The organism is Streptomyces sp. NPDC001292, assembly GCF_042896465.1.
Lineage (GTDB): Bacteria > Actinomycetota > Actinomycetes > Streptomycetales > Streptomycetaceae > Streptomyces.
In genome coordinates, this window is the sequence record NZ_JBIAXG010000013.1 from 32,833 (window position 1) to 56,606 (window position 23,774).

Consider the following 23,774-nt stretch of genomic DNA (forward strand, 5'->3'; position numbering starts at 1 on the left):
ACAGGGGCCGGCCGCTGTCGAGCGTGAGGCGCGGTGGCGGGCGTGCCCGCTGGGACGCGCGGACGGGCCGATGCCTTCGCCGTGGGCGGCTGCGGGCCCGCGGGTGGGGACACGGCCGCGGTGGCGGCCGGAACGTCCGGACGGGCGGACGTCCTGGCCGTGAGCGGCGGAGCGCCCAGCGGGCGGGGACACGGCGTGCGGCGGGGCTGGGGTACCCGGCGTGCGTCCGGCACGCGCGCGTGGCCGTCGCGTGGCGGCATCGCACCGCGCGGGCCGCGCCCGCCGTTCAGGCGGGGAGGGTGCGGGCCTGGCGGGCCGTGGCCACCACCGTGCTGCTCTGGTGCTCGATCTGGTGTTCCAGGGGGACCCAGCGGGCGTGGAAGCGGTGTGCGAAGGCCTCGCTCCAGGCGCTCACGAGGTGTTCCAGGCCCGGGGCGGCGCGGTCGTCGGTCTCGCGCAGCGTCCGCAGGAGCATCGCCGCGGCCCGCAGCGGCAGTCGGCGGCCGAACGCGTCCACGCTGCCGACATACGCCATCGTCGTGTCGGCGGGCGGGGTGTGCATCCAGTCCGCGGCCAGTCCCGGCACCAGGCTCAGCCCCCACTTCGCCGCCCGCAGCAGCGGCCCGTCGGCCCCGTGCAGGCGCGGCAGCGCGTCGGTGAGCACCAGCTCCACCTCCCGCGCGTCCCGCAGCAGCCGGTGCGCCAGGCACCGTATCGCCGCCGCCGGGGCGGGATGCGGCGCGGGGTCGTCCACCAGGTCGCTCGCCCACATCGGCACCTCCACGACCGCGGTCATGCCGCCGTACCGGTGCGGGTGGTACCAGGTGCTGTGCCGGGCGTCGTCCGGCATGCTCGGATACGCGGGGCCCGTGCCGGGCCCCGGCATCACCCGCACCCCGGGCCCGGAGACCGGCCAGCCCGCCGCGTCCGAGGCGCCGGTCTCCACCGGGATGTGCAGCCGTGCCGCCGACTTGGCGAACGGTTCGGCGAGCCCGGGCACGTCCCGGGTCAACTGGACCCAGCTGCCGCCCAGTTCGGTGCCGTGCAGCGTCACCTGGAGGTAGGGCCGCAGCTCGTCGATGACCCCGGTCAGCGCACGCGTCTCCGGCGGCAGCCGGTCGGGCGGCAGCACGGAGGGCGACCACTCCGGCTGCTCGGGTCCGGCGGGGCGGAAGAAGCCGAGGTGGTAGTCGAGCAGGCTGCGCGGGGCCGGGGTGACGTGCAGACTCGCCCCGTCCGGGTCCGCGCACAGCAGGAAGTGCCAGGAGGTGTCCGCCCGCAACCGCTCCTCGCGCAGCACGCGGTGCGCGACGGCGAGGAGGGTGGGGCCGCCGGTGGGCTCGTTGGCGTGGGCGCCGGCGACCACCAGCACCGCCCGCCGGGCCTGCCCGACGGACAGCAGGTGCAGCGGTCTTCCCGCGCGCGAGTGGCCGACCTGCCTCAGCACGCACCGATCCGGCCGGTACTCGGCCAACGCCCGGGCGGAGGCGACCAGTTCGGGAACACTGGGGTAGCGCAGCTCCGGCAGGAGACTCACCCCCGACCTGTCCGCCCGGCTTCGCATTCCGCAGTACCCCACGGACGCCGGGTCCTGTCAAGCGCGCTCCAGCAGTGCCACCGGCAGCCGCTCGAAGAGCTCCGTCACGAGCACCTGCCCCTCGAACTCCCGCCCGGGGGTCAGCGTGTCGGACCACCGGCCCGGCGGCAGGGGCAGCCGGGTGTCCCGCCAGCCCCCCGCCTCCGCCAGGCGCAGCGACAGCCGGGTCACGGCCGTGACCACCTCCCCCGAGCGCTCGAACGCCGCACAGTGGGCCGCCGCCGGCCCCTCGGCGGGCAGTGGGGCGTACATCGCCGCCGGGCCGAAGGCCTCCGGCCGACGGGCGCGCAGCCGCAGCGCCGCCACCGTCACCGCGCCCTTGTCGCCGGCGTCGGCGGGCGGGAACCGCGCCGGGAGCCGGTTGTCCGGATCGACCAGAGCCCGGTACTCGGCCTCCGTGCCCTGGTACACGTCGGGCACGCCCGGCATCGTCAGGTGCACCAGGGCCGTGCCCAGGACGTTCGCCCGGATGTGCGGTTCGAGCGCGGTGCGCAGGGCCGCCACCGGCCCGGCCGGCGCCCCGCACGGCCCCTCGGCGACGAAACGCGCCACCGCCTCCTCGTAGGCGGGATCCTGCTCGGTCCAGCTGGTGTGGAGGCCCGCCTCGCGCACATGCTTCAGCAGGGCCTGCCGCACCCGTTCCCCGTCCGCCGGGCCGAGGCCGAACACCGTCTGCCAGGCCGCCCACGCCAGTTGCGCGTCCGGCACGCCCTCCCCGCCGCCGGTCACCACGTCCAGCAGGTCAGCCCAGACCCGCGGGCACTCGGTGAGCACGGCCAGCGCCGCCCGTACGTCGGCGCTGCGCTTGGTGTCGTGCGTGGAGACCACGGTCCCGGTGACCGGCCAGTCGCGCTGCACCCGGGCACAGTACGCGTGGAAGTCCTCCGGGGACACCGCCGGGTGACCGGGGTCGCCGCCCACCTCGTTGGCCGACAGCAGCGGCACGTACCGGTAGTAGGCGGTGTCCTCCACGGACTTGGCGCGCAGCGCGGAGGCGGCCTGCGCGAACCGGGTGCGGAACTCCACGGCGCCGGGTCCGGATCCGGCCCGCCCGACGACCAGGTCGCGTACCACGTCGACGGCCTCGCCCTCCTCCGGCACCGTGAAGGCGAGCCGGGCCTCCTCGGCGGCCTCCTCGGTGACCACGGACGCCGGGTCCACGGAGGCGTAGGGCCGGTAGACCCGGAGGCGGACCAGCAGCTCCCGCAGCGCGGTGCGCAGGGCCCAGGGAGCGCGGTCGCGCAGCGCCGGGTCCGGCGAGGTGGCGCACAGCCGGCTCGCCACCCGGGTCAGCCGCTCCGTCTCGGCGGCCAGCTCGTGCGTGATCACCGTGTACGCCGCCCGCCGTACCGTCGCCTCCCAGTCCCCGCCGCCGTCGTCGCGCGGGGCGGCGAACCGCCGGTACCGGTCGACCAGCTCGCCCGCTCCGGCCGGGTCGGTGAACAGGCCGTCGACGTGCCGCAGGGCGTCGTAGCCGGTGGTGCCCGCGACCGGCCAGGAGGCCGGCAGGTGCTCTCCGTCGGAGAGGATCTTCTCGACGACCGTCCAGCGCCCGCCGGTCGCCTCGTGCAGCCGCCGGAGGTAGGCGTCGGGGTCGGCGAGCCCGTCCGGGTGGTCGACGCGCAGCCCGTCGACCACCCCCTCCTCCAGCAGCTGGAGGATCTTGGCGTGGGTCGCCCGGAACACCTCCGGGTCCTCCACCCGCACCCCGATCAGCTCCGAGATGCTGAAGAAGCGCCGGTAGTTCAGCTCCGTACGGGCCAGCCGCCACCACACCGGCCGGTACCACTGCGCGTCCAGCAGTTCGGGCAGCGGCAGCCTCCCGGTGCCCTCGCGCAGTGGGAAGGCGTGGTCGTGGTAGCGCAGGACGTCGCCGTCCGCCTTCAGCTCGCCGGTCTCCCGGCCGACCGGGTGGCCGAGCACGGGCAGCAGCACCTTGCCGCCCTCGGCCTCCCAGTCGATGTCGAACCAGCGCGCGTACGGCGAGTCGGGGCCCTCCCGCAGCACCTCCCACAGGGCGTGGTTGTACCGCGGGGCCATGGCCATGTGGTTCGGCACGATGTCCACGACCAGGCCCAGCCCGTGCTCCCGCGCGGTGCGCGCCAGCGCCCGCAGGCCCTCCTCGCCGCCGAGCTCGTCGCGCACCCGCGTGGGGTCCACGACGTCGTAGCCGTGCGCGGAGCCCGGCACGGCCTGGAGGACGGGCGACAGGTGCAGGTGCGAGACGCCGAGCGAGGCCAGGTACGGCACGGCCCGCGCCGCGGCCGCGAACGGGAACTCGGGCTGGAGCTGGAGCCGGTAGGTGGCCGTGGGCACGACGGGTTCGCGGCGCTCGGATGTCTCGGACGTCATGGAGAGCTACGTACCCGCCCGGCCGCCTTTGGTGTCACCCGGCCGCCATGTGCCCGGGGCCCCACCCGGGCGGGTGCCCGTCCTCGCCCGGGTGGGCGCCCGTCCTCGCCCGGGTGGCTGAGCGCTACGCCGGCCGCCGCAGCACGGTCAGGCTGCGGTCCCTCAGGGTGATCCGTTCCCCGGCCCGCACCTTGGGGCCGGTGCCCGGCGGGACCGGGTCCGTGCGGGCGGTGTCCACCACCACCTGCCACTGGCGTCCGTGATCGATCGGCACGGCGAAGTCGAGCGGCTTCGGCGCGGCGTTGAACATCAGCAGGAAGGAGTCGTCGGTGATCCGCTCCCCGCGCGTGCCGGGCTCCGAGATCGCGTTGCCGTTGAGGAACACGGTCAGCGCGGAGGCCCGCGCCGAGTCCCAGTCCTGCTGGGTCATCTCCCGGCCCTCGGGGGTGAACCAGGCGATGTCGGACAGATCGTCGTGCGTGCCTTCCACAGGCCGTCCGTGGAAGAAGCGGCGCCGCCGGAAGACCGGGTGGTCCCTGCGCAGCCCCGCCATCGCCCGGACGAACTCCAGCAGCTCGCCGTCGTGCTCGCCGGGCTCCGGCCAGCGCACCCAGGACAGCTCGTTGTCCTGGCAGTAGGCGTTGTTGTTGCCCCGCTGGGTGCGCGCGAACTCGTCACCGTGGCTGATCATGGGCACGCCCTGGGACAGCATCAGCGTCGCGACGAAGTTCCGCATCTGCCGCGCCCGCAGCTCGAGCACATCGGGGTCGTCGCTCGCACCCTCAGTGCCGCAGTTCCAGGACCGGTTGTGGCTCTCGCCGTCCCGGTTGTCCTCTCCGTTGGCCTCGTTGTGTTTGTCGTTGTACGACACCAGGTCGCGCAGGGTGAAGCCGTCGTGGCAGGTGACGAAGTTGATCGAGGCCAGCGGGCGGCGGCCGTCGTCCTGGTAGAGGTCGGAGGAGCCGGTCAGCCGGGAGGCGAACTCGGCGAGCGCCCGCGGTTCGCCGCGCCACAGGTCCCGCACGGTGTCGCGGTACTTGCCGTTCCACTCGGTCCACAGCGGCGGGAAGTTCCCCACCTGGTAGCCGCCCTCGCCGACGTCCCAGGGCTCGGCGATCAGCTTCACCTGGGAGACCACCGGGTCCTGCTGCACCAGGTCGAAGAACGACGACAGCCGGTCCACCTCGTGGAACTGCCGCGCCAGGGTCGCCGCCAGGTCGAAGCGGAAGCCGTCGACGTGCATCTCGGTGACCCAGTAGCGCAGCGAGTCCATGATCAGCTGGAGCACGTGCGGCGACCGCATGAGCAGGGAGTTCCCGGTGCCCGTGGTGTCCATGTAGTAGCGCGGGTCGTCGGTGAGCCGGTAGTAGCGCGGGTTGTCGATGCCCTTGAAGGACAGCGTGGGACCCAGGTGGTTGCCCTCGGCGGTGTGGTTGTAGACCACGTCGAGGATGACCTCGATCCCGGCCTCGTGCAGCGCCCGGACCGCCGACTTGAACTCCAGGACCTGCTGGCCGCGGTCGCCCCAGGAGGCATATGCGTTGTGCGGGGCGAAGAAGCCGATCGTGTTGTAGCCCCAGTAGTTGTTGAGGCCCAGATCGACCAGGCGGTGATCGTTCACGAACTGGTGCACGGGCATCAGTTCCAGTGCGGTGACGCCGAGTTCGGTCAGATGGTCGATGACCGCCGGGTGGGCGAGCCCCGCGTAGGTGCCGCGCAACTCCTCGGGCAGCCCCGGGTGCCGCATGGTGAGGCCCTTGACATGGGCCTCGTAGATCACCGTCTCGTGGTAGCCGCGGCGCGGCAGCCGGTCGTCGCCCCAGTCGAAGTACGGGTTGACCACGACGGACGTCATGGTGTGCGGCGCCGAGTCCAGGTCGTTGCGCCGGCCGGGGTCGTCGAAGTGGTAGCCGTAGACCTCCTCCCTCCACCGGATCGAGCCGCTGATCGCACGCGCGTACGGGTCGAGCAGCAGCTTCGCCGAGTTGCAGAGCAGTCCGCGCTCCGGGACGTACGGGCCGTGCACCCGGAACCCGTACCGCTGTCCCGGCATGACGCCGGGCACGTACGCGTGCCGGACGAACGCGTCGCTCTCCCGCAGTTCCACCGCCGTCTCCGAGCCGTCGTCGTGCAGCAGACACAGCTCTACTCGGTCCGCGGCCTCCGTGAAGACCGCGAAGTTGGTGCCGGCGCCGTCGTACGTGGCGCCGAGTGGGTACGCCTCTCCAGGCCAGACCTGCATGGACAAGACTCTTTCAGGTGCGCGGCGCCGCGGGTGGCGCCTTGGCTCCGAGTCTCCACGAAAGTCGGGGAAGCACCTATGACACACGTCCGTGTGCCGAACCGGTGGGGTCAACGGTGCCTGCGTGACGAGGAGGACCCAGGTGTGCGGGTGAGTCGATTGGGCCATGGGGCCGGGTGTGCCCGCACGTCAACGGGCGGGGCCGGCACTCACCCGGTGGGGTGGCGGACACGGGGTTCCACGGCGGCGCCCGGGACCCGGACGGCGGCCGGTGCCGGTCACCGGCTATGAATCAGCTCACTCGGCCGGCCCCGGCCCGCCGGAACGGGCAAGTGGCGTGCGGAAGTTGAGAAAGGAGCTGTGCATCCGGCTGCGTCGCGCGCCGCTCCCGGAGTACCCTTCCTTGATCGTTGGGACGGGGAGTGCCCGGGGGAGCGGAAGGCGGTGCACGGGTGGGCTCGGGAGGCCTGGAGCTGCCCCCTGGTGACGAGGGTCACGAGGGGAACTCCGCAGACGTCCCGTCCGGCGCGGTGTCCCTGGCCCGGCCGATGGACGCCGGTGCCATCGGGCCGGAGCTGGACTGGGACGCCGGCGCCTGGCGCGAGGTGCGCACGCGCGCCCAGCGGGCCGGCCGCGCCTACATCTGGCTGAACCTCGTCGAACAGCGGCTGCGCGCCGTCGTGGCCGCCGTGCTGCGCCCCGTCTACGAGCCCGTCCACGGCGACGACTGGGTGGTGGCCGCCGCCGGGCCGGCCGGCCAGGAGTGGGTGCAGCGGGCCGTCGCGGTACGCGAAGTCAGCCGCCGAAAGGGCTACTTGCTCGACCCGGCCGACGACAACGTGATCAGCTTCCTCACCCTGCCGCAGTTGCGCGAGCTGGTGGTGCAGCACTGGCCGTGCTTCGCGCCGTACATAGACGAGCGCCGGGACGTCGAACTCGCCCTGGACGAGCTGGAGGTGGCCCGCAACGTCGTCTCGCGCAACCGGGCCCTTTCCGAGGCGGTGCTGAGCCAGGCCGAGCGGGCCTCCGCGCGGCTGCTCGACATCCTCGGCACCGGTGGCGACGTGCCCTCCGCCCGGCGGCTGCCGGTCGACGCGGTCGAGGACCTGGTCGGCGACCGGTACGCGGACGTGGTCGCGGTGCACCCCGACCGGGTGCGGCTGCTGCGCCAGTTCCCGGCCGAGGACATCTTCGGCGGCGCCCGCCGTCTGGACGCCATCGGCATCGGCCTGAACCTGCTCGTGCAGAACTTCTCCGGCCGCCGCCTGGTGCGGCTCGCCGAGTCCGGCTGCCGGGTGCGGCTGCTGTTCCTGAACCCGGCCTCCAGCGCGGTGAAGCGGCGCGAGCGTGAACTGGGGCTCAAGCGGGGAGAGTTGAGCCGCTCGGTGGAGATGGGCATCCTGCACATGCGCCGGGTGCGCGGCCGGCTGCGCGACCCGGGCGCCTTCGAGATCCAGGTCTACGACGAGACCCCTCGTGTCACTGCCTACCTGGTCGACGGCGACGGCTCGGACGGCATCGCGGTCGTGCAGTCCCATCTGCGGCGCAGCCGGGGCATGGAGGCCCCCGTCTTCGTCCTGCGGAACGGGAACAAGGTGGTCAAACCCGGCGAGATCGACGAAGGTGGGCTCTTCTCCGCCTATCGCGAGGAGTTCGAGATGATGTGGGCGGATTCGCGACCGGTGTCCTGAAACGCCCTCAGTCCCCGGGCCAAAAGCGGAACGTGGTCCTCGGATTGTCAGTGGCGCGTGCGATCGTGGAGGCCACTGGGGGAAAGCACCACGGAGAAGGGGGGCCGCCATGGGCTGGCACCGGGAGCTGCTGATCGGCTTCGACCTGGAGACGACCGGGACGGATCCGCGCGAGGCGCGCATCGTCACCGGCGCCGTGATCGAGGTCAGGGGAGGGGAGCCGGGAGGACGCCGGGAGTGGCTGGCGGACCCCGGCGTGGAGATCCCGGCCGACGCGGTGGCAGTGCACGGGATCAGCAACGAACGCGCGGCCGCCGAGGGCGAACCGGCCGACCGGGTCGCGGACGCCATCGCGGACGTCCTGACCGGCTACTGGAAGACGGGCGTGCCGGTCGTGGCGTACAACGCGGCCTTCGACCTGACCCTGCTCTCCGCCGAACTGCACCGGTACGGACTGCCGGCCCTGAGCGACCGCCTGGGCGGAGCGGAGCCGGGCCCGGTCGTCGACCCGTACACCATCGACCGCTGGGCCGACCGTTACCGTCGGGGCAAGCGCACCCTGGAGGCGGTCTGCGCGGAGTACGGCGTCGTCCTGGACGCCGCCCACGACGCCTCGGCCGACGCCCTCGCGGCCGCCCGGCTGGCCACCGCGATAGCCGGCCGCCACTCCAAGGTCGCGGCCCTCGGCCCGGCGGAGCTGCACCGCCGCCAGATCGAGTGGCACGCGGCCTGGGCGGCGGACTTCCAGGACTTCCTGCGCCGCAAGGGCGACCCGGACGCGGTGGTCGACGGCGCGTGGCCGCTGCGGCAGCCGGCGGGCGAGACGGTCTGAGCCCCGGGCACCGGGCACGCGGTCCGGGCGGCCGGCTCGCCGGTCCGGTCACGCTCGTCGTACCCTCGGACCGGCTCCCGCTCGCCGTGCCCTCGGACCGGCTCCCGCTCGTCCCGTGTCGGCGGTTGCTGCCGCTTCGGCGACCGGTCCCGGGCCGGGAACGGCCGGAGCGGGAAGCGCCGGAACGGAAGGGTCAGAACGGATACCAGCGCACGGTGGTGTCCCCGTCCCGCAGGGACGCCACCCGGCGCTCGAACTCGGCCAGCGCCCTGGGGTTGCTGGAGGCGTGCTGGGCGACCCAGGCGCAGCTTGCCGTCTCGCGGGCGCCGCGCAGCACCGGGCAGCCCTCCCACTCCCGTACGTCCCAGCCGTACGTCCTGGTGAAGGAGTCGTACGCCTCGGCGGGCAGGCCGTAGCGGTCCCGGGACAGGGCCAAGACCACCAGGTCGTGCTCGCGCAGGTCGAAGGAGAAGGTCTCCAGGTCGACCAGGACCGGCCCGTCCGGGCCGACGTGCACATTGCGCGGCAGCGCGTCGCCGTGGATCGGGCCCGGCGGCAGCTGCGGGGTGAGCGCGGCGGCGGCCGCCGCGAAGCCGTCGCGGCGCTCCCGCAGGTATGCCGCGTCGGCCGGGTCGATCGTGTCGCCCGCGAGACGCAGCCAGCGTTCCACGCCGCCGAGCAGCTCGCGGGGCGGCAGCTCGAAGCCGGGGGCGGGCAGGACGTGGACCAGGCGCAGCAGTTCGGCCAGGTCGGCCGGCTCGGCGGGCCGCACCGGATCGGGCATCCGGTGCCACACGGTCACCGGATGCCCCTCGACGAGGATCGCCTCCGCGGCGGCGGCCCGCACCGCGGGGACACCGGCCTCGGCCAGCCACAGCGCGATCCGCAGCTCGCGCCGCGCCCGGTCCCACAGCTCCGCGTCCCGGCCCACCTTGACGACGAGGTCCCCGGCGGTGAACACCGCGTTCTCGCCCAGGGCGAGCAGCCGCGCGTCGCGCGCCGGACCGGACAGCACCCCCGTCCCGTCCAGTACCTCCCGAGCCCGCGCCTCGTCCATCGTCCGCCTCCGTGTCCTTGTCCGGGCCCGGCAACCGCGCCGAAGCCCCGCCCTTTCGCCGGGTCAGTGTCGCATCCGCACAGGTCGGGGCTGGTGTCCGGTGTCCGGCCGAGGTGATCCGTCCGTCGGCACCGAAACCGCGTTGCACGAGACGTATCGTCTCGCCTAGGGTCCGGGGCATGCCCACTCGCGCCCACATCGCCATGTTCTCCATCGCCGCCCACGGACACGTGAACCCCAGCCTCGAGGTGATCCGGGAGCTCGTCGCACGCGGACACCGGGTGACGTACGCCATCCCGCCCGTGTTCGCGGACAAGATCGCCGAGACCGGCGCGGAGGTGAGGCCCTGGCACTCCACACTGCCCTCGCCCGACGACGACCCTTCCGCCTGGGGAGCCACGCTGCTCGACAACGTCGAGCCGTTCCTGAACGACGCGATCCAGGCCCTGCCGCAGCTGATCGAGGCCTACCGGGACGACGAGCCGGACCTCGTCCTGCACGACATCGCCTCCTACCCGGCCCGCGTCCTCGGCCACCGCTGGGGCGTGCCGGCGATCTCCCTCTCACCGAACCTCGTGGCCTGGGAGGGCTACGAGGAGGAGGTCGCCGAACCGATGTGGGCCGAGCCCCGGAAGACGGAGCGGGGCCGGGCCTACTACGCCCGGTTCGAGGCATGGCTCGCGGAGAACGGGATCACCCTGCACCCGGACCCGTTCGCCGGCCGCCCCGACCGCTCGATCGTCCTGATCCCCCGCGCGCTGCAACCGCACGCCGACCGGGTCGACGAGAGGGTCTACAGCTTCGTCGGCGCCTGCCAGGGCGACCGCTCGGCGCAGGGCGACTGGGAGCGGCCTGCCGGGGCCGAGAAGGTGGTGCTCGTCTCGCTCGGCTCCTCCTTCACCAAACAGCCCGCCTTCTACCGGCAGTGCGTCAAGGCCTTCGGTGAACTGCCGGGCTGGCACACGGTGCTCCAGGTCGGCAAGCACGTGCGCCCGGACGAACTCGGTGACGTCCCCGCGAACGTCGAAGTACGCTCCTGGGTGCCGCAGTTGGCGATCCTGCGCAAGGCCGACCTGTTCGTCACGCACGCCGGGGCCGGGGGCAGCCAGGAGGGCCTGGCCACCGGGACGCCGATGATCGCCGTACCGCAGGCCGTCGACCAGTTCGGCAACGCGGACATGCTCCAGGGCCTCGGCGTGGCCCGCCGCCTCCCCACGGAGGAGGCGACCGCCGAGACCCTGCGTGCCACCGCCCTCGCCCTCGTCGACGACCCCGAGGTCGCCCGGCGCCTGAAGGACGTCCAGGCCGCCATGGCCCAGGAAGGCGGCACCCGGCGGGCGGCCGACCTCATCGAGGCCGAACTGCCCGCCGGGCGAAGGTGAGAAGCGCTGCTCGCTGAGGGCTCACACCCCCAGTGGCTGGCCCTTGCTCGCAGCGGGCGGGGCCGCCACCGCCTCCGGGGTCTCGTCGTGGGTGAGGTCCGGCAGGCGGTGCAGCCACTTGGGCAGGTACCAGTTGCGTTCGCCCAGCAGGGACATCACCGAGGGCAGCAGCACACCGCGGATGACCGTGGCGTCGATGAGCACCGCGGCCGCCAGGCCCACGCCCATCTGCTTCATCGACTGCATGGACAGCGTCCCGAAGATCGCGAACACGGCGACCATGATGACCGCGGCGCTGGTGACGACCCCCGCCGTGGTGACCACGCCGTGCTGGACGGCGTCCTTCGTGCCGCGGCCGCGCAGCCGCGCCTCGCGGATCCGGGAGACCACGAAGACGTGGTAGTCCATCGACAGGCCGAACAGGATCACGAACAGGAACAGCGGCAGCCAGGTGACGATCGCGCCGACGCCGTGGGCTCCCACCAGGGACGCGCCCCAGCCGTGCTGGAAGACCGCGACGAGGATGCCGTAGGCGGCGCCCACGGACAGCAGGTTCAGCACGATCGAGGTGAGCGCGACGGTCAGCGAGCGGAACGACAGCAGCATCAGCAGGAAGGCGAAGACCACGACGAAGACGAAGACGGGCACGACGGAGCCGACGAGTTGGGCGTTGAAGTCGTGCGAGCCGGCGACCTGGCCGGTGATCGGCGCCTGGAGGCCGTCGACCTTGCCCAGCGTGGCGGGCCGCACCTCGTCGCGCAGCTTCTCCAGGCTCTTGCCGGCCTTGTCGAGGTCAGAGCCGCCGACCAGCGGGACGGAGACGAGGGCGACGTTCCGGTCCTCGTGCAGCCGGATGTCGACCGGGCCGCGCGAGGCGCCCGAGGCGATGGCCCGCTCCTTGAACGCGGCCAGCGCCTGCCGCACGTCCGGGGCGTTGATGTCGCCGGCCCTCACGACCACCTGGGCCGGTTGGGAACCCCCGGGGAAGGCCTCGTTGAGCCGCTTGTACGTCTGCACGATGGGCAGCGAGTCGCCGAACTCCTGGTCCAGCGTGAGCTGTGAGGTCTTCATGCCCAGTGCCGGGGCCGCGACGGCGAGCAGCGCGCCCACGGCCACCACGGCCGACACCACGGGCCGGGCCAGCACACGCCGCAGCACGGCCGTCCAGAACCTGCTCTCCCCGTTGCCGCGGCGGCTCCGCCGCAGGAACGGGACGCGGCCCTTCTCTACCCGATCGCCCAGCAGCGACAGCAGCGCCGGCAGCACGGTCACGGAGCCCACCATGGCGACGGCCACCACCATCAGCGAGGCCAGGCCCATCGCCTCGAACTCGGCGACCCCGGTGAACAGCATGCCCGCCATCGCCACGCACACCGTGACGCCGGAGACGATGATCGCGCGCCCGCTGGTCGCGGCGGCGATGCGCAGCGCGGTCCCCGCGTCCCGCCCGGCCGCCCGCTCCTCACGCTCGCGGCGCAGGTAGAACAGGCAGTAGTCGACGCCGACCGCCATGCCGACCAGCAGCATCACGGAGTTGGCGGTGTCGCTCATCGGCTGCAGGTGGCTGACGATGCCCATCAGGCCCATCGTCGCCATGATCGCGGTGATCGCCAGCGCCACCGGCAGCAGCGCGGCCACCAGCGCGCCGAAGGCGATCAGCAGAATGCCGAGGGCCACCGGCACGGCGGAGAACTCGGCCTGCTGGAAGTCGTCCCCGAAGGCGTCGGAGTACTGCTTCTGCATGCTGGCGCCGCCGATCTCCTCGATCCGCAGCGAGGAGTGGTCCTTCTGCACGTCGGCCACGGCTTTCAGCACGGGCTCCACCCGCTCGCCCGCGGTGTCCGCCTCCCCGCGCAGCGAGAACTGCACCAGCGCGCTGCGCCCGTCCCCGGAGATGGTCTTCGTGTCGTACGGCGAGGTCACGTCCGTGACCAGGCCGGTCCCCTCGACGGCCGTGATGACGTCGCCGACGGCCGCCCGGAAGCCGGCGTCCGTGGCCTTGCCGGAGCCGTCCTTCGCCTGGATCAGGACGGTCTCGCTCGCCGGTTCCTTGATCCCCGCGTCCTCGATGATCTTCGCCGCGCTGTGTGTCTCGCCCTTGAGCTGGTCGCTCTCCTTGACGTCCAGCCGGCCGGCCGCCGAACCGAGCCCCAGCGCCAGGACGACGAACAGCACCCAGACACCGACGGCAGCCCATCGATGCCGGGCACTCCAGCCGCCGGCCCGCGCGGCGAGGCCCCGCACCCGTGTCTCTCCGTTCACCATGACGGGCTTGCCCCTCCTTGAAAGGCCCTGCGGACCTCGTGCGCGGCGACGGCCCCCTGCCGTCGCCTTCCGCATCGAAGGTAGGGGCGGGGTGCTGCCCGTCTCGTCGTGCTGACCGGTGAAGTGCCCCCGCCGGGGCTCCTCCTGCCGGACCCCGTTTCCTCCGCACCGGGGAGTACGCCGACCCCTTACACCTATCCGGGCTTCTCGGGGGCGCGGATCAGGGTGTCCGGTCCGCCGGAAGGGGTCGGCTTTGTGATGACGAAGCCTTGTTGAACAAGTCACAGCTGCGTGCAGCGGTTGATCCGCACGCAGCGATCCGCCATTGTTTCGTCCGACCCCACCCACGGCCGGCGGCCGTCGTGCCCGCCCCCACGGGGCACGACGGCCGCTCTATCGTGAGCGGATGACGACGTACGCCGCGCTGCTGCGCGGAATCAATGTTGGCGGCAAGAAGGTCCCGATGGCCGAGCTGCGCACCCTGGTGGCGGAGCTCGGCCACACCCGTGTGCGCACGCATCTGCAGAGCGGCCAGGCGGTGTTCGCCGCCGGTCACGGCGACGAGGAGTCGCTGGCCGCGGAGTTCACGGCGGCGCTGGAGAAACGGTTCGGCTTCCCGGTGGACGTGATCGTGCGCGACCACGCCTATCTGCGGGCGGTCGCCGAGGCCTGCCCGTTCCCGGCCGCCGAGCTGGAGGGCCGGCAGCTGCACGTGACCTACTTCTCCGTCCCCGTCGCAGTGGAGCGCTACGCGGAGATCGACCGGGACGCCTACCTGCCCGAGGAGTTCCGCCTCGGCGACCGGGCCCTGTACTTGTACACGCCGGACGGGCTCGGCCGCTCCAAGCTCGCCGAGCACCTGTCCAGAAAGCGGCTGAACAAGGACCTGATCGCCACCAGCCGGAACTGGAACACGGTGCTCAAACTCGTCGAGCTGACGGCCCCGGACGCCTGACCCGGGCGGACGCGACCCGGGGGACCGCGACCCGGGCGGCCGCTCTCACCAGAGAGCGGCCAGCCGGGACAGCTCGGCGGCGGGGAGGGACACACCGGCCGCGTCCAGGTTCTCCTCCAGGTGGGCGAGCGTGCCCGTGCCCGGCGTCGGGCAGAGGACGGGGGAGCGGTGCAGCAGCCACGCCAGGGCCACCTGCCCCGGTGTGGCGCGGTGGGCGGCGGCGATCCGGGCGCACTCCGGATGCCCGGTCAACGCGCCGTTGCCCAGCGGGAACCACGGCAGGAACGCGATCCCGCGCTCCTCGCACAGCTCCAGCAGCCGCTCGGACGCGCGGTCGAGGAGGTTGTAGCGGTTCTGGACGGAGGCGATGGAAGTCAACTCCAGTGCCGCGGCGAGCTGTTCGGCGGAGACGGTGTCCAGGCCGATGTGGCGGATCTTGCCCTCCTTCCGCAACTCGTCGAGCACGCCGAGCTGTTCGGCCATCGGCACGGCGGGGTCGAGCCGGTGCAGCTGGTACAGGTCGATCCTCTCCAGCCGCAGCCGGCGCAGGCTCGCCTCGCACATCGCCCGCAGCGCTTCCGGCCGCCCGTCGATGTGCCAGGCGCTGTCGCTGGTGCGGAGCACCCCGCCCTTGGTGGCGATCACCAGGTCCTCGGGGTAAGGGTGCAGGGCCTCGGCCACCAGTTCCTCGGCGAGGGACGGCCCGTAGTTGTCCGCTGTGTCGATCAGGGTCACCCCGCGCTCGACCGCCCGCCGCAGCACGGCCACCGCGTCCCGGGCGTCGCCGCGCGGACCCCAGTAGCCGGGGCCGGTGAGCTGCGCGGTGCCGTAGCCGAGGCGCCGTACGGGCAGGTCGCCGCCGAGCGTGAACATCTCCGGGGTCACACGGTCTCCTCGATCGTCCGGTGGAGCGTAAGCATCGCTGCGGGAGGCTCGTCCCGCGTTACATCATCGGGGCAGGGACGGTCGGCGGTGCCATCGGGGGCGGCTGGCGCAGAGCGGGCGCGAGGTCGTGCTGGTCGCGCGCGGAGCGCACCTCGCGGAGCTGCGGGAGGACGGGCTGCGGCTGACGGTGCCGGAGGGCGATGGCGGCGCGGGCGCCGTACGCCAGGGTGCGCGCCGAGGGCGAGGCGGTGCTCTCCGCCGCCGGCATCCCCTGGGCGGGCGCCGAGGAGCAGAAGGAGGCCCGCGGCGACAAGATCAACCTGGTGCCGCTGCCCGGCGCCCCGCGCGGCGGCGGCTTCTCCTGGCAGTCCCTTGCCCGCGGCACCGGCTCCATCGAGGCCGACCACCGCAACGGGGAGATCGTGCTCCTGGGCCGGCTGCACGGCGTACCGGCACCACTGAACGAACTGCTCCAGCACCTGGCCGACACCTTCGCGCGAGAGCGCCGGACGGCCGGCTCGCTGCCGGTGTCGGAACTGGTGCGGCCGGCGGACGCGGTGGCATCGGTCGATCAGGTGCCAGGTGCCAGGTGGCAGGTGGCAGGTGGCAGGTGGCAGGTGGCAGGTGGCCCAGTGGCCTAAGTGGCTAAAGTGGCGCAGGCGGCGCAGGCGGCGCAGGCGGCGCAGGCGGCCGAGGCGGCCAAAGTGGCCAAAGGCTCAAGAAGGGCTAGCGGCTCAAGCGGCCCAGGTGGCCCAGGTGGCCCAGGTGGCCCAGGAAAAGACCTCCTGATTGGACCGCGGTCCTGTGCCAATCGGCCGCTAGCGTCGACGGCATGACCCATGACTCGCCGACCCGCGTCGACTTCTTCTTCGACCCCGCCTGCCCCTTCGCCTGGATCACCTCCCGCTGGCTGCTGGAGGTGGAACGCGAGCGTCCGCTCGACCTCGGGTTCCACGTCATGAGCCTGTACCTGCACAACACCGGCAACGAACTGCCCGACTGGTACCGGGAACTGGTCGACAAGTCGATCGGCCCGGTGCGCGTCGCGGTGGCCGCCGCCGAGCGGCACGGCGAGAAGGTGCTGCGGGACCTGTACACCGCGTTCGGCGTCCGCATCCACGAACGCGGGGTGGAGGACTTCGACGCGGTGGTCGCCGGGTCCCTGGCCGAGCTCGGACTCGACCAGGACCTCGCGGCGGCCGCGCACGATCCCTCGTACGACGAGGCGGTACGGCGCAGTCACGAGGCCGGCGCCGAAGCGGACACGGGTGCGTATGTGGGTACGCCCACCATCCACGTCGACGGAACGGTGTGGTTCGGGCCGGTGCTGCGGGCCGTCCCGCGCGGGGCCGAGGCGGCCGAGCTGTTCGACGCCTTCCGGGTCCTGGCGACCCGGCCGGACTTCTTCGAACTCAAGCGGACCCGCACCGGATCACTCCGTTTCGACTGAGCCCCGACCGACCGGACCGTACCCAGGCCGCGCGTCCCTCGACGTACGGCATGAGCCGGATGATCCACATTCGGGGGCCCGCCCGCCTCACGGCAGTGACAGTTGCGCACGGCCGCACGCTGAGCTGAACCGCGCCACCGCCAACCGATCAACGGCGGGCGGTGATCGGACCGTCCGCGGACCGGCACCACGGGGGAGTGCCGGGCCGCGGCCCGCGCCCGCCCGTCAGGCCCCCAGGGCCGCGGACAGCGGCAGCCGGGCGGCGTCGTAGCGCTCCAGCAGGACCCGGGCCACCTCCGGTGCCGGGCCGAGCACCCCGGCCAGCACGTCGGCCCCGGCCTCGGCCGCGCCCCGTGTGATGCGGTCCGGCAGGAAACCCGGTGCCAGCACGTACGGTGCGACCGCGACCTTGGCGCAGCCCAGTTCCCGCAGTTCCCGCACCGCGTCCTCGGTGCGCGGCGGCAACGCGGAGGCGAACGCAGGCCGCACGGCGCACCAGCCGGTGTGCCGCCACTCCCGCGCGATTTCTGCGATCACTGCGATCGCCTCCGGGTCGGAGGACCCCGCCGCGGCCAGCACGACCCCGGTCGAGGACTTGTCGGCGGGGTCAAGTCCCGCCTCGTACAGACGGCGTTCCAGGGCGTCCGTCAGCAGTGGTGAGGGGCCGAGGACCTCCGCCTGCCGGATCCGCAGCCGCGACGGCGCCAGGCGCAGCACCGAGGGGATGTCCGCCTTGGCGTGGAAGGCGCGGGTCAGCAGCAGCGGCAGCGCCACGACGTCCCGCACTCCGTCGGCGGCCAGGGACTCCAGCACGCCCGGCACGGACGGCACGTTGAAGTCGAGGAAGCCGGTCTCCACCCGCAGCCCGGGGCGCAGCGCCCGGACCCGGCGGACCAGGGCGTGCACGGTCGCGGCATGGCGCGGATCGCGGCTGCCGTGGGCGACGACGAGGAGAACCGGCTGGTGGATCATGGGCGTTCAGCTCTTCACGAGAAGACCGCGGCTGCGCAGCACCCACCGCTCCAGGGGACTGAAGATCAGCAGGTCGATGGCGATGCCGACGAACAGGATCAGGATGATGGCCTCGAACACCATGGCCATGGAGCTCGCGTTGCGGCCGTTCTCCAGCAGCGCGCCCAGGCCGATGCCGAGGTCGGGCGAGGAGGCGATGATCTCCGCCGCCATCAGCGAGCGCCAGGAGAACGCCCAGCCCTGCTTCAGACCGGCCAGATAGCCGGGCAGCGCGGCAGGCAGGACGATGTGCCGGGCGCCCCGCACACCCGTCGCGCCCATCGTGCGGCCCGCCCGCAGGAACAGCGGCGGCACCTGGTCGATGCCGGACACCAGGCCGTTGGCGATGGACGGGACCGCGCCGAGCAGGATCACGGCGTACATCATCGAGTTGTTCAGGCCCAGCCAGATCACCGCCGGCGGCACCCACGCCACCGACGGCAGTGACTGGAGACCGGACAGGACCGGGCCGATGGCCGCGCGCACGAACTTCACCCGGGCCACCAGCAGGCCCAGCGGGGTGCCGACGGCCAGCGCGAACAGGAAGCCCAGCAGGCCGCGCGAGACGGACGTCCAGATGAAGCCCAGCAGCTTGCCCTGCAACCAGGCGTCCTTGAACTCGCCGCCCACGTCGGCGGGCGAGGGCAGTCTGCTCGGGTCGTCGACCACCTTCAGGGAGATCAGCGCCTGCCAGACCAACAGGACCACCGCGATCGCCACGACCGGTGGCAGGACCTTGTTGACCAGGGTCTGGCGCAGCGGCGCTCGGCCGGCCGTCGTGGCCTCCAGGGCGTCCAGACCGGCCTCCACGTCGGCCAGTTCGGCGCCCCGCGCCGTCTTCGTCTCAGTGCTGGCCATGTCGGCGGATCTCCCCACGCAGGACTTCGGTGATCTCCAGGGACAGTTCCGCCACGGGTGCGTCCTCGATGCGGCGCGGCTGCGGAATGTCCACCGTCCACTCACGGGCCACCCGGCCCGGGCGTGAGGACAGCAGCACCACGCGCTGAGCCAGCCGCACCGCCTCGCGCACGTTGTGAGTGACGAACAGCACCGACACCCCGGTCTGCTGCCAGATCCGGGTCAGCTCGTCGTGCAGGACGTCGCGGGTGATGGCGTCCAGCGCCGCGAACGGCTCGTCCATCAGCAGCAGGTTGCTCTCCTGGGCCAGCGCGCGGGCCATCGCCACGCGCTGGCGCATCCCGCCGGACAGCTCGTGGACGCGCTTGCTGTACGCGCCCTTCAGCCGGACGAGTTCGAGCAGCTCCTCGGCCCGGCCGCGCCGCTCCGGCTTGGCCACCCCCCGCAGCCGGAGGGCGAGCTCGATGTTCTTGCCCGCGGTCAGCCAGGGGAAGAGGGCGTGCTCCTGGAACATCAGGGCGGGGCGGCCGTCCGTCGTGATGGACCCGGCCGTCGGCTGGTCCAGCCCTGCCACCAGGTTCAGCAGGGTGGACTTGCCGCAGCCCGAGGCCCCCAGGAGGGTGACGAACTCGCCCGGAGCGACATCGAGGCTGATGCCGTCCAGTACGAGCTGCCGCCCGCCCGGTGCCGCGAAGGACTTCGAGACGTTCTCGAGGCGGGCCGCGTGCTCTACGGTCTCGGCGGCCCTGGCGAGGGTCGTGGCCATGGTCGTCACCTCCTGGGAACTCTTCGGGTACGGGCTCTACTCGGCGCCGAGACCGGCGTCGCTGACGGTCGGCTCACCCACGGCCTTCAGGACCTTGTTCAGCGGGGCGAGGTCGTAGATGCCGGCCAGCTTCGGGCTCTGCAGCAGGCCCGCCTTGACCGCGTGCCGCGCCTCGGCGTCGAGGGTCGAGGCCAGCGGGTCGTCGGTGATCTGGATGGACTTCCACGCCGGGTCCAGGACGTTCGCCGGCAGCTCCTTGCCGGAGTCGATCCCCAGCTGCTTGTTCGCCGCGGCCTTCGCCTCGTCCGGGTGGGCGTTGATCCACTTGTTGGTCTCCACGGAGGCCTTCAGCACCGCCTCGACGGCCTTCGGGTGCTCCTTGAGGAACTTCTGCGACACGATGATGTTCGTGATCACGAACTTCTTGTCGGGCCACAGAGACGCCTCGTCCAGCAGCACCTTGGCACCCTCGGCGACCAGCTTCGACGCGGTCGGCTCCGGCACCCAGGCGCCGTCGACGGAGCCGGACTTGTAGGCGTCCGGGGTGATCTTGTTGTCGGTGCGGACGACCGAGACGTCGCCCTTGCCGCTGAGCGCGTCGACCTTCCAGCCCTGCTCCGCGATCCAGTTGAGGAACGCCACGTCCTGCGTGTTGCCCAGCTGCGGGGTCGCGATCCTCTTGCCCTTGACGTCCTTGAGGGACTTGATCTTCGCCGGGTCGACGACGAGCTTGACCCCGCCGGAGGCCGAACCGCCGATGATGCGCAGGCTCTTGCCGTCCGACTTGGTGTAGCCGTTGATCGCCGGGGACGGGCCGATCCAGCCGATGTCGACGGAGCCGGAGTTGAGGGCCTCGATCTCGGACGGCCCGGCGTTGAAGACCGACGGCTTGACGACCGTGGCGCCCAGTTCCTTCTGGAAGAAGCCCTTCTGCACCCCGACCAGCGCGGTCGCGTGCGTCAGATTGCCGAAGTAGCCGATCCTGACCGAGTCGAGACCGTCGGTCTTCTCGGCCCCGGCGGCCACCTTCTGCCGGGCGCCGGCGTCGTCGGCCTGGGAGCCGTAGCCGCAGGCGGCGAGCGCGAGCAGGGGCAGGGCGGCGACCACGGCGAGGCCGCGGCGGAGTACGGGCGCGGGGGTTCCCCCGGTCGGGCGGATGCGGAACGGGGGAAGGTTGGCAGGCACGGGAGGCTGTCCTCTCGCAGGCCCGGCGGTCACGTCCGTCAGGTCGTGGCCGGGAGGTCGGCAGGTCTTCGTCTACGCGGGGGGTGGGAGGTGAGGGCGCGCGGGCAGTGCGCGTACGTCAGCGAGCACATCGGGCCACTCCGCCCTGTCCGCTGCCGAGGGCGCCGCTGCCGACCCGGCCGCCCTCCTTGGCGAACGTCGAGTAGAAGTCCGGGGAGTTCATGGTCAGAAGTCCCAGCCGTCCTCGTCCGCCGCGTCCTTGACCGGTGCCGGCGAGGCGAACGACTCGCCGACCATCCCCGCGGTGAGCGTGGTGCCGTCGCCGGGGTCGATCAGGATGAACGAGCCGGTGCGGCGGGAGTCGGCGTAGGAGTCGACCGGCAGCGGCTCGGCGGTGCGGATCTTCACCCGGCCGATGTCGTTGGCGACGAGCCGCCCGGGGTGCGGGTGCAGGGACAGGTCGTCCAGGGTGAGCCGGGACGGGATGTCCTTGACGATCGCCTTGACCGTGCGGGTGCCGTGCTTGAGCAGCACCCGGTGGCCGACCGTCAGCGGCTGGTCGGCGACATGGCAGACGGTCGCCTCCACGTCCTGGGTGGTGGCGGGCGCGTCCTTGCTGGGCACGATCAGGTCGCCGCGCGAGACGTCGATGTCGTCCTGGAGCAGGACCGTCACCGACTGCGTCGTCCAGGCCACGTCGACCGGCTCACCGAGCAGGTCGATGCCGGAGATCCGGGTGGTGCGGCCGGACGGCAGTACCGTGACCTCGTCGCCGGCCCGGAAGCTGCCGGCGGCGATCTGGCCGGCGTAGCCGCGGTAGTCCGGGTGCTCGGCGGTCTGCGGCCGGATCACGTACTGCACGGGCAGCCGCGCGTGGCAGTGCGCCAGGTCGTGGCTGACCGGGACCGTCTCCAGGTGTTCCAGGACGGTCGGGCCGCCGTACCAGTCCATGGTCGCCGACGGCTCCACCACGTTGTCGCCGGCCAGCGCCGAGATCGGGACGGCGGTGACCTCCGGGACGCCCAGTTCGGTGGCGTACGCCGTGAACTCCTCGGCGATCGCGGCGAACACGGACTCCCGGTAGTCGACCAGGTCCATCTTGTTCACGGCCAGGACCACGTGCGGCACCCGCAGCAGCGCGGCGATCGCCGCGTGCCGGCGGGTCTGCTCCACCACGCCGTTGCGGGCGTCCACCAGGATCACCGTCAGTTCGGCGGTGGACGCGCCGGTGACCATGTTCCGCGTGTACTGCACATGGCCCGGCGTGTCCGCGAGGATGAACCGGCGGCGCGGGGTGGCGAAGTAGCGGTAGGCCACGTCGATGGTGATGCCCTGCTCGCGCTCGGCGCGCAGCCCGTCCGTCAGCAGCGCGAGGTCCGGGGCCTGCTGGCCGCGGCTCGCGGAGGCGCGTTCCACGGCCTCCAGCTGGTCGGCGAGCACCGACTTGGAGTCGTGCAGCAGCCGGCCCACCAGGGTGGACTTTCCGTCGTCGACGGAGCCGGCGGTGGCGAACCGCAGCAGGGTCGTGGCCGAGAGCTGCTCGGCTGGCATCATGCGTAATCCCTTTGCTACTTCCGTGGCGGCCGCCGGGTCGGCGGTTTCGGCCTGTGGAGCTGGTGTAAGACCTCGGCTCGGGTTCGTCCCGGGGGCTGTCGGCTGTTAGCAGGAAGCCCGGTGAGTGATCGCCGGATTTCGTGGTCTTCGGACGACGAAAGAGACCGATCTAGAAGTACCCCTCTCTCTTGCGGTCTTCCATGGCCGCCTCGGAGAGCTTGTCGTCGGCTCGCGTCGCACCTCTCTCGGTGAGGCGCGAGGCGGCGATCTCGGTGATCACCTTCTCGATGGTGTCGGCGTCGGATTCGACGGCGCCGGTGCACGACATGTCGCCGACGGTGCGGTAGCGCACGAGCCGCTTCTCCACGGTCTCGCCGTCCTTGGGGCCGCCCCAGTCGCCGGCGGTCAGCCACATGCCGCTGCGCCGGAAGACCTCGCGTGTGTGGGCGTAGTAGATCCCGGGCAGTTCGATGCCCTCGCGGGCGATGTACTGCCACACGTCCAGCTCGGTCCAGTTGGACAGCGGGAACACCCGGACGTGCTCGCCGGGCGCGTGCCGGCCGTTGTAGAGGTTCCACAGCTCGGGCCGCTGACGGCGCGGGTCCCACTGGGAGAACTCGTCCCGCAGCGAGAACACCCGCTCCTTGGCGCGGGCCTTCTCCTCGTCGCGGCGGCCGCCGCCGAAGACCGCGTCGAACCGCTCGGACTGGATCTTCTCGGTCAGCGGGAGGGTCTGGAGCGGGTTGCGGGTTCCGTCCGGGCGTTCCTTGAGGACGCCCCGGTCGATGTAGTCCTGCACGGAGGCGACGTGCAGCCGCAGGCCGTGCCCGGCCACCGTGCGGTCGCGGTAGTCGAGGACCTCGGGGAAGTTGTGCCCGGTGTCCACGTGCAGCAGCGAGAAGGGGACCGCGGCGGGCCTGAACGCCTTCAGCGCCAGGTGCAGCATGACGATGGAGTCCTTGCCCCCGGAGAACAGGATCACCGGGTTCTCGAACTCGCCCGCCACCTCGCGGAAGATGTGCACCGCCTCGGACTCGAGCGCGTCCAGGTGGGAGAGGGCGTACGGGCTGCCGGTGCCCTCGTCGCCCGACCTGGCCCTGGCGACGGTCGTCATGCCAGTCCCCTTTCAGTGAGCAGCGCGTGCACAAAAGCCGCCGACTCCCGGACCGTCTGGTGCTGCGACTCGATGCGCAGGTCCGGCGACCGGGGCTCCTCGTAGGGGTCGTCGACGCCGGTCAGTCCCGTCAGTTCGCCCGCGGCCTGCTTGGCGTACAGACCCTTCACATCGCGTACGGAGCACACCTCGACCGGGGTGGCGACGTGCACCTCCAGGTACGCCGTGCCGTTCTTCGCGTGCCACTCGCGCACCGCGTCACGGCTGTCGGCGTACGGCGCGATCACCGGGACCAGCGCCTTGACGCCGTTGCGGGCGAGCAGTTCGGCGACGAAGCCGATGCGCCGCACGTTGGTGTGCCGGTCCGTGCGGCTGAAGCCGAGGCCCGCGGAGAGGAACTCGCGGATCTCGTCGCCGTCGAGCACCTCGACGCGATGGCCCTCCGCACTCAGCCGTCCGGCCAGTTCGTGCGCGATGGTGGTCTTGCCGGCGCTCGGCAGACCCGTGAGCCAGACGGTGGCTCCGGTCGTCACGTGTGTCTCCCTGTGTGTGGAAGCGGTCGTGGAAAGCACGGTCAT

Annotated in this window: 17 protein-coding genes and 2 pseudogenes; 6 read left to right on the forward strand and 13 right to left on the reverse strand. The window is 72.5% G+C overall.

Annotated features, from left to right (window positions below):
* Positions 1 to 286: 286 nt before the first annotated feature.
* The 3 genes from ACFY4A_RS16255 to glgX form a co-directional block, all read right to left on the reverse strand.
* The gene (locus ACFY4A_RS16255; protein ID WP_390830085.1) at positions 287 to 1,537 is read right to left on the reverse strand and encodes a M14 family zinc carboxypeptidase; all 1,251 of its coding nucleotides are present in this window, start codon (positions 1,535 to 1,537) and stop codon (positions 287 to 289) included.
* A 57-nt stretch (positions 1,538 to 1,594) separates the two neighbouring features.
* Positions 1,595 to 3,949, reverse strand: coding sequence for a malto-oligosyltrehalose synthase (gene treY / locus ACFY4A_RS16260; RefSeq protein ID WP_390830086.1), 2,355 nt, complete (start codon positions 3,947 to 3,949; stop codon positions 1,595 to 1,597).
* A gap of 124 nt (positions 3,950 to 4,073) precedes the next feature.
* A complete protein-coding gene (gene glgX / locus ACFY4A_RS16265; protein ID WP_390830087.1) occupies positions 4,074 to 6,191 on the reverse strand; it encodes a glycogen debranching protein GlgX in 2,118 nt (705 codons plus the stop codon).
* 452 nt (positions 6,192 to 6,643) lie between these two features.
* Between glgX and ACFY4A_RS16270 the strand changes: the two genes are divergently transcribed.
* Positions 6,644 to 7,882, forward strand: a complete 1,239-nt coding sequence (locus ACFY4A_RS16270; protein WP_390830088.1) for an SAV2148 family HEPN domain-containing protein — start codon at positions 6,644 to 6,646, stop codon at positions 7,880 to 7,882.
* A gap of 109 nt (positions 7,883 to 7,991) precedes the next feature.
* Complete coding sequence (locus tag ACFY4A_RS16275; protein WP_390830089.1) at positions 7,992 to 8,714, forward strand: 3'-5' exonuclease; 723 nt, start codon at positions 7,992 to 7,994, stop codon at positions 8,712 to 8,714.
* Positions 8,715 to 8,907: 193 nt separating this feature from the next.
* Here the strand turns inward: ACFY4A_RS16275 and ACFY4A_RS16280 are convergent, their stop codons facing one another.
* Positions 8,908 to 9,771: a phosphotransferase enzyme family protein gene (locus ACFY4A_RS16280; protein WP_390830090.1), complete on the reverse strand. Its 864-nt coding sequence runs from the start codon at positions 9,769 to 9,771 to the stop codon at positions 8,908 to 8,910.
* Positions 9,772 to 9,913: 142 nt separating this feature from the next.
* Here ACFY4A_RS16280 and mgt point away from each other — a divergent pair.
* Positions 9,914 to 11,153: pseudogene (mgt, locus tag ACFY4A_RS16285) on the forward strand (macrolide-inactivating glycosyltransferase).
* A gap of 21 nt (positions 11,154 to 11,174) precedes the next feature.
* Here mgt and ACFY4A_RS16290 read toward each other — a convergent pair.
* The gene (locus ACFY4A_RS16290) at positions 11,175 to 13,418 is read right to left on the reverse strand and encodes an MMPL family transporter (RefSeq protein WP_390830091.1); all 2,244 of its coding nucleotides are present in this window, start codon (positions 13,416 to 13,418) and stop codon (positions 11,175 to 11,177) included.
* A 406-nt stretch (positions 13,419 to 13,824) separates the two neighbouring features.
* Between ACFY4A_RS16290 and ACFY4A_RS16295 the strand changes: the two genes are divergently transcribed.
* Positions 13,825 to 14,373 (forward strand): DUF1697 domain-containing protein, encoded by a 549-nt coding sequence (locus ACFY4A_RS16295; protein WP_390830092.1) that lies wholly within the window; start codon positions 13,825 to 13,827, stop codon positions 14,371 to 14,373.
* A gap of 45 nt (positions 14,374 to 14,418) precedes the next feature.
* Here the strand turns inward: ACFY4A_RS16295 and ACFY4A_RS16300 are convergent, their stop codons facing one another.
* The gene (locus ACFY4A_RS16300; protein WP_390830194.1) at positions 14,419 to 15,246 is read right to left on the reverse strand and encodes an aldo/keto reductase; all 828 of its coding nucleotides are present in this window, start codon (positions 15,244 to 15,246) and stop codon (positions 14,419 to 14,421) included.
* Between the two features lie 218 nt (positions 15,247 to 15,464).
* Here ACFY4A_RS16300 and ACFY4A_RS16305 point away from each other — a divergent pair.
* Together ACFY4A_RS16305 and ACFY4A_RS16310 are read left to right on the forward strand one after the other, a co-directional pair.
* Positions 15,465 to 15,899: pseudogene (locus tag ACFY4A_RS16305) on the forward strand (ketopantoate reductase C-terminal domain-containing protein); the annotation flags it as partial.
* Positions 15,900 to 16,090: 191 nt separating this feature from the next.
* Entirely contained in the window at positions 16,091 to 16,708 is a 618-nt protein-coding gene (locus tag ACFY4A_RS16310; protein WP_390830093.1) for a DsbA family protein, read from the forward strand.
* Positions 16,709 to 16,933: 225 nt separating this feature from the next.
* On the opposite strand, the gene ACFY4A_RS16315 is transcribed toward ACFY4A_RS16310, so the two are convergent.
* The 7 genes from ACFY4A_RS16315 to cysC form a co-directional block, all read right to left on the reverse strand.
* Positions 16,934 to 17,680 (reverse strand): sirohydrochlorin chelatase, encoded by a 747-nt coding sequence (locus tag ACFY4A_RS16315; RefSeq protein ID WP_390830094.1) that lies wholly within the window; start codon positions 17,678 to 17,680, stop codon positions 16,934 to 16,936.
* Between the two features lie 6 nt (positions 17,681 to 17,686).
* Positions 17,687 to 18,577, reverse strand: a complete 891-nt coding sequence (locus ACFY4A_RS16320; RefSeq protein WP_390830095.1) for an ABC transporter permease — start codon at positions 18,575 to 18,577, stop codon at positions 17,687 to 17,689.
* Positions 18,564 to 19,343 (reverse strand): ABC transporter ATP-binding protein, encoded by a 780-nt coding sequence (locus ACFY4A_RS16325; RefSeq protein ID WP_390830096.1) that lies wholly within the window; start codon positions 19,341 to 19,343, stop codon positions 18,564 to 18,566. Before ACFY4A_RS16325 ends, ACFY4A_RS16320 begins: the two co-directional genes overlap by 14 nt.
* Positions 19,344 to 19,379: 36 nt before the next feature.
* Positions 19,380 to 20,528 (reverse strand): aliphatic sulfonate ABC transporter substrate-binding protein, encoded by a 1,149-nt coding sequence (locus ACFY4A_RS16330; protein WP_390830097.1) that lies wholly within the window; start codon positions 20,526 to 20,528, stop codon positions 19,380 to 19,382.
* A gap of 225 nt (positions 20,529 to 20,753) precedes the next feature.
* Positions 20,754 to 22,082 carry a sulfate adenylyltransferase subunit 1 gene (locus ACFY4A_RS16335; RefSeq protein ID WP_390830098.1) on the reverse strand — a complete coding sequence of 443 codons (1,329 nt, stop codon included), beginning with the start codon at positions 22,080 to 22,082 and terminating at the stop codon, positions 20,754 to 20,756.
* Positions 22,083 to 22,251: 169 nt separating this feature from the next.
* On the reverse strand, positions 22,252 to 23,196 hold the full coding sequence (gene cysD / locus ACFY4A_RS16340; RefSeq protein ID WP_390830099.1) for a sulfate adenylyltransferase subunit CysD: 945 nt from the start codon (positions 23,194 to 23,196) through the stop codon (positions 22,252 to 22,254).
* Positions 23,193 to 23,774: an adenylyl-sulfate kinase gene (gene cysC, locus ACFY4A_RS16345; RefSeq protein WP_390830100.1), complete on the reverse strand. Its 582-nt coding sequence runs from the start codon at positions 23,772 to 23,774 to the stop codon at positions 23,193 to 23,195. Before cysC ends, cysD begins: the two co-directional genes overlap by 4 nt.

Bases quoted from the DNA above. Each gene is read 5' to 3' on its own strand.
- treY (WP_390830086.1), bottom strand. From the start codon at position 3,949: ATGACGTCCGAGACATCCGAGCGCCGCGAACCCGTCGTGCCCACGGCC.
- glgX (WP_390830087.1), bottom strand. From the start codon at position 6,191: ATGCAGGTCTGGCCTGGAGAGGCGTACCCACTCGGCGCCACGTACGAC.
- ACFY4A_RS16275 (WP_390830089.1), top strand. From the start codon at position 7,992: ATGGGCTGGCACCGGGAGCTGCTGATCGGCTTCGACCTGGAGACGACC.
- ACFY4A_RS16280 (WP_390830090.1), bottom strand. From the start codon at position 9,771: ATGGACGAGGCGCGGGCTCGGGAGGTACTGGACGGGACGGGGGTGCTG.
- ACFY4A_RS16290 (WP_390830091.1), bottom strand. From the start codon at position 13,418: ATGGTGAACGGAGAGACACGGGTGCGGGGCCTCGCCGCGCGGGCCGGC.
- ACFY4A_RS16295 (WP_390830092.1), top strand. From the start codon at position 13,825: ATGACGACGTACGCCGCGCTGCTGCGCGGAATCAATGTTGGCGGCAAG.
- ACFY4A_RS16300 (WP_390830194.1), bottom strand. From the start codon at position 15,246: ATGTTCACGCTCGGCGGCGACCTGCCCGTACGGCGCCTCGGCTACGGC.
- ACFY4A_RS16310 (WP_390830093.1), top strand. From the start codon at position 16,091: ATGACCCATGACTCGCCGACCCGCGTCGACTTCTTCTTCGACCCCGCC.
- ACFY4A_RS16315 (WP_390830094.1), bottom strand. From the start codon at position 17,680: ATGATCCACCAGCCGGTTCTCCTCGTCGTCGCCCACGGCAGCCGCGAT.
- ACFY4A_RS16320 (WP_390830095.1), bottom strand. From the start codon at position 18,577: ATGGCCAGCACTGAGACGAAGACGGCGCGGGGCGCCGAACTGGCCGAC.
- ACFY4A_RS16325 (WP_390830096.1), bottom strand. From the start codon at position 19,343: ATGGCCACGACCCTCGCCAGGGCCGCCGAGACCGTAGAGCACGCGGCC.
- ACFY4A_RS16335 (WP_390830098.1), bottom strand. From the start codon at position 22,082: ATGATGCCAGCCGAGCAGCTCTCGGCCACGACCCTGCTGCGGTTCGCC.
- cysD (WP_390830099.1), bottom strand. From the start codon at position 23,196: ATGACGACCGTCGCCAGGGCCAGGTCGGGCGACGAGGGCACCGGCAGC.
- cysC (WP_390830100.1), bottom strand. From the start codon at position 23,774: ATGACCGTGCTTTCCACGACCGCTTCCACACACAGGGAGACACACGTG.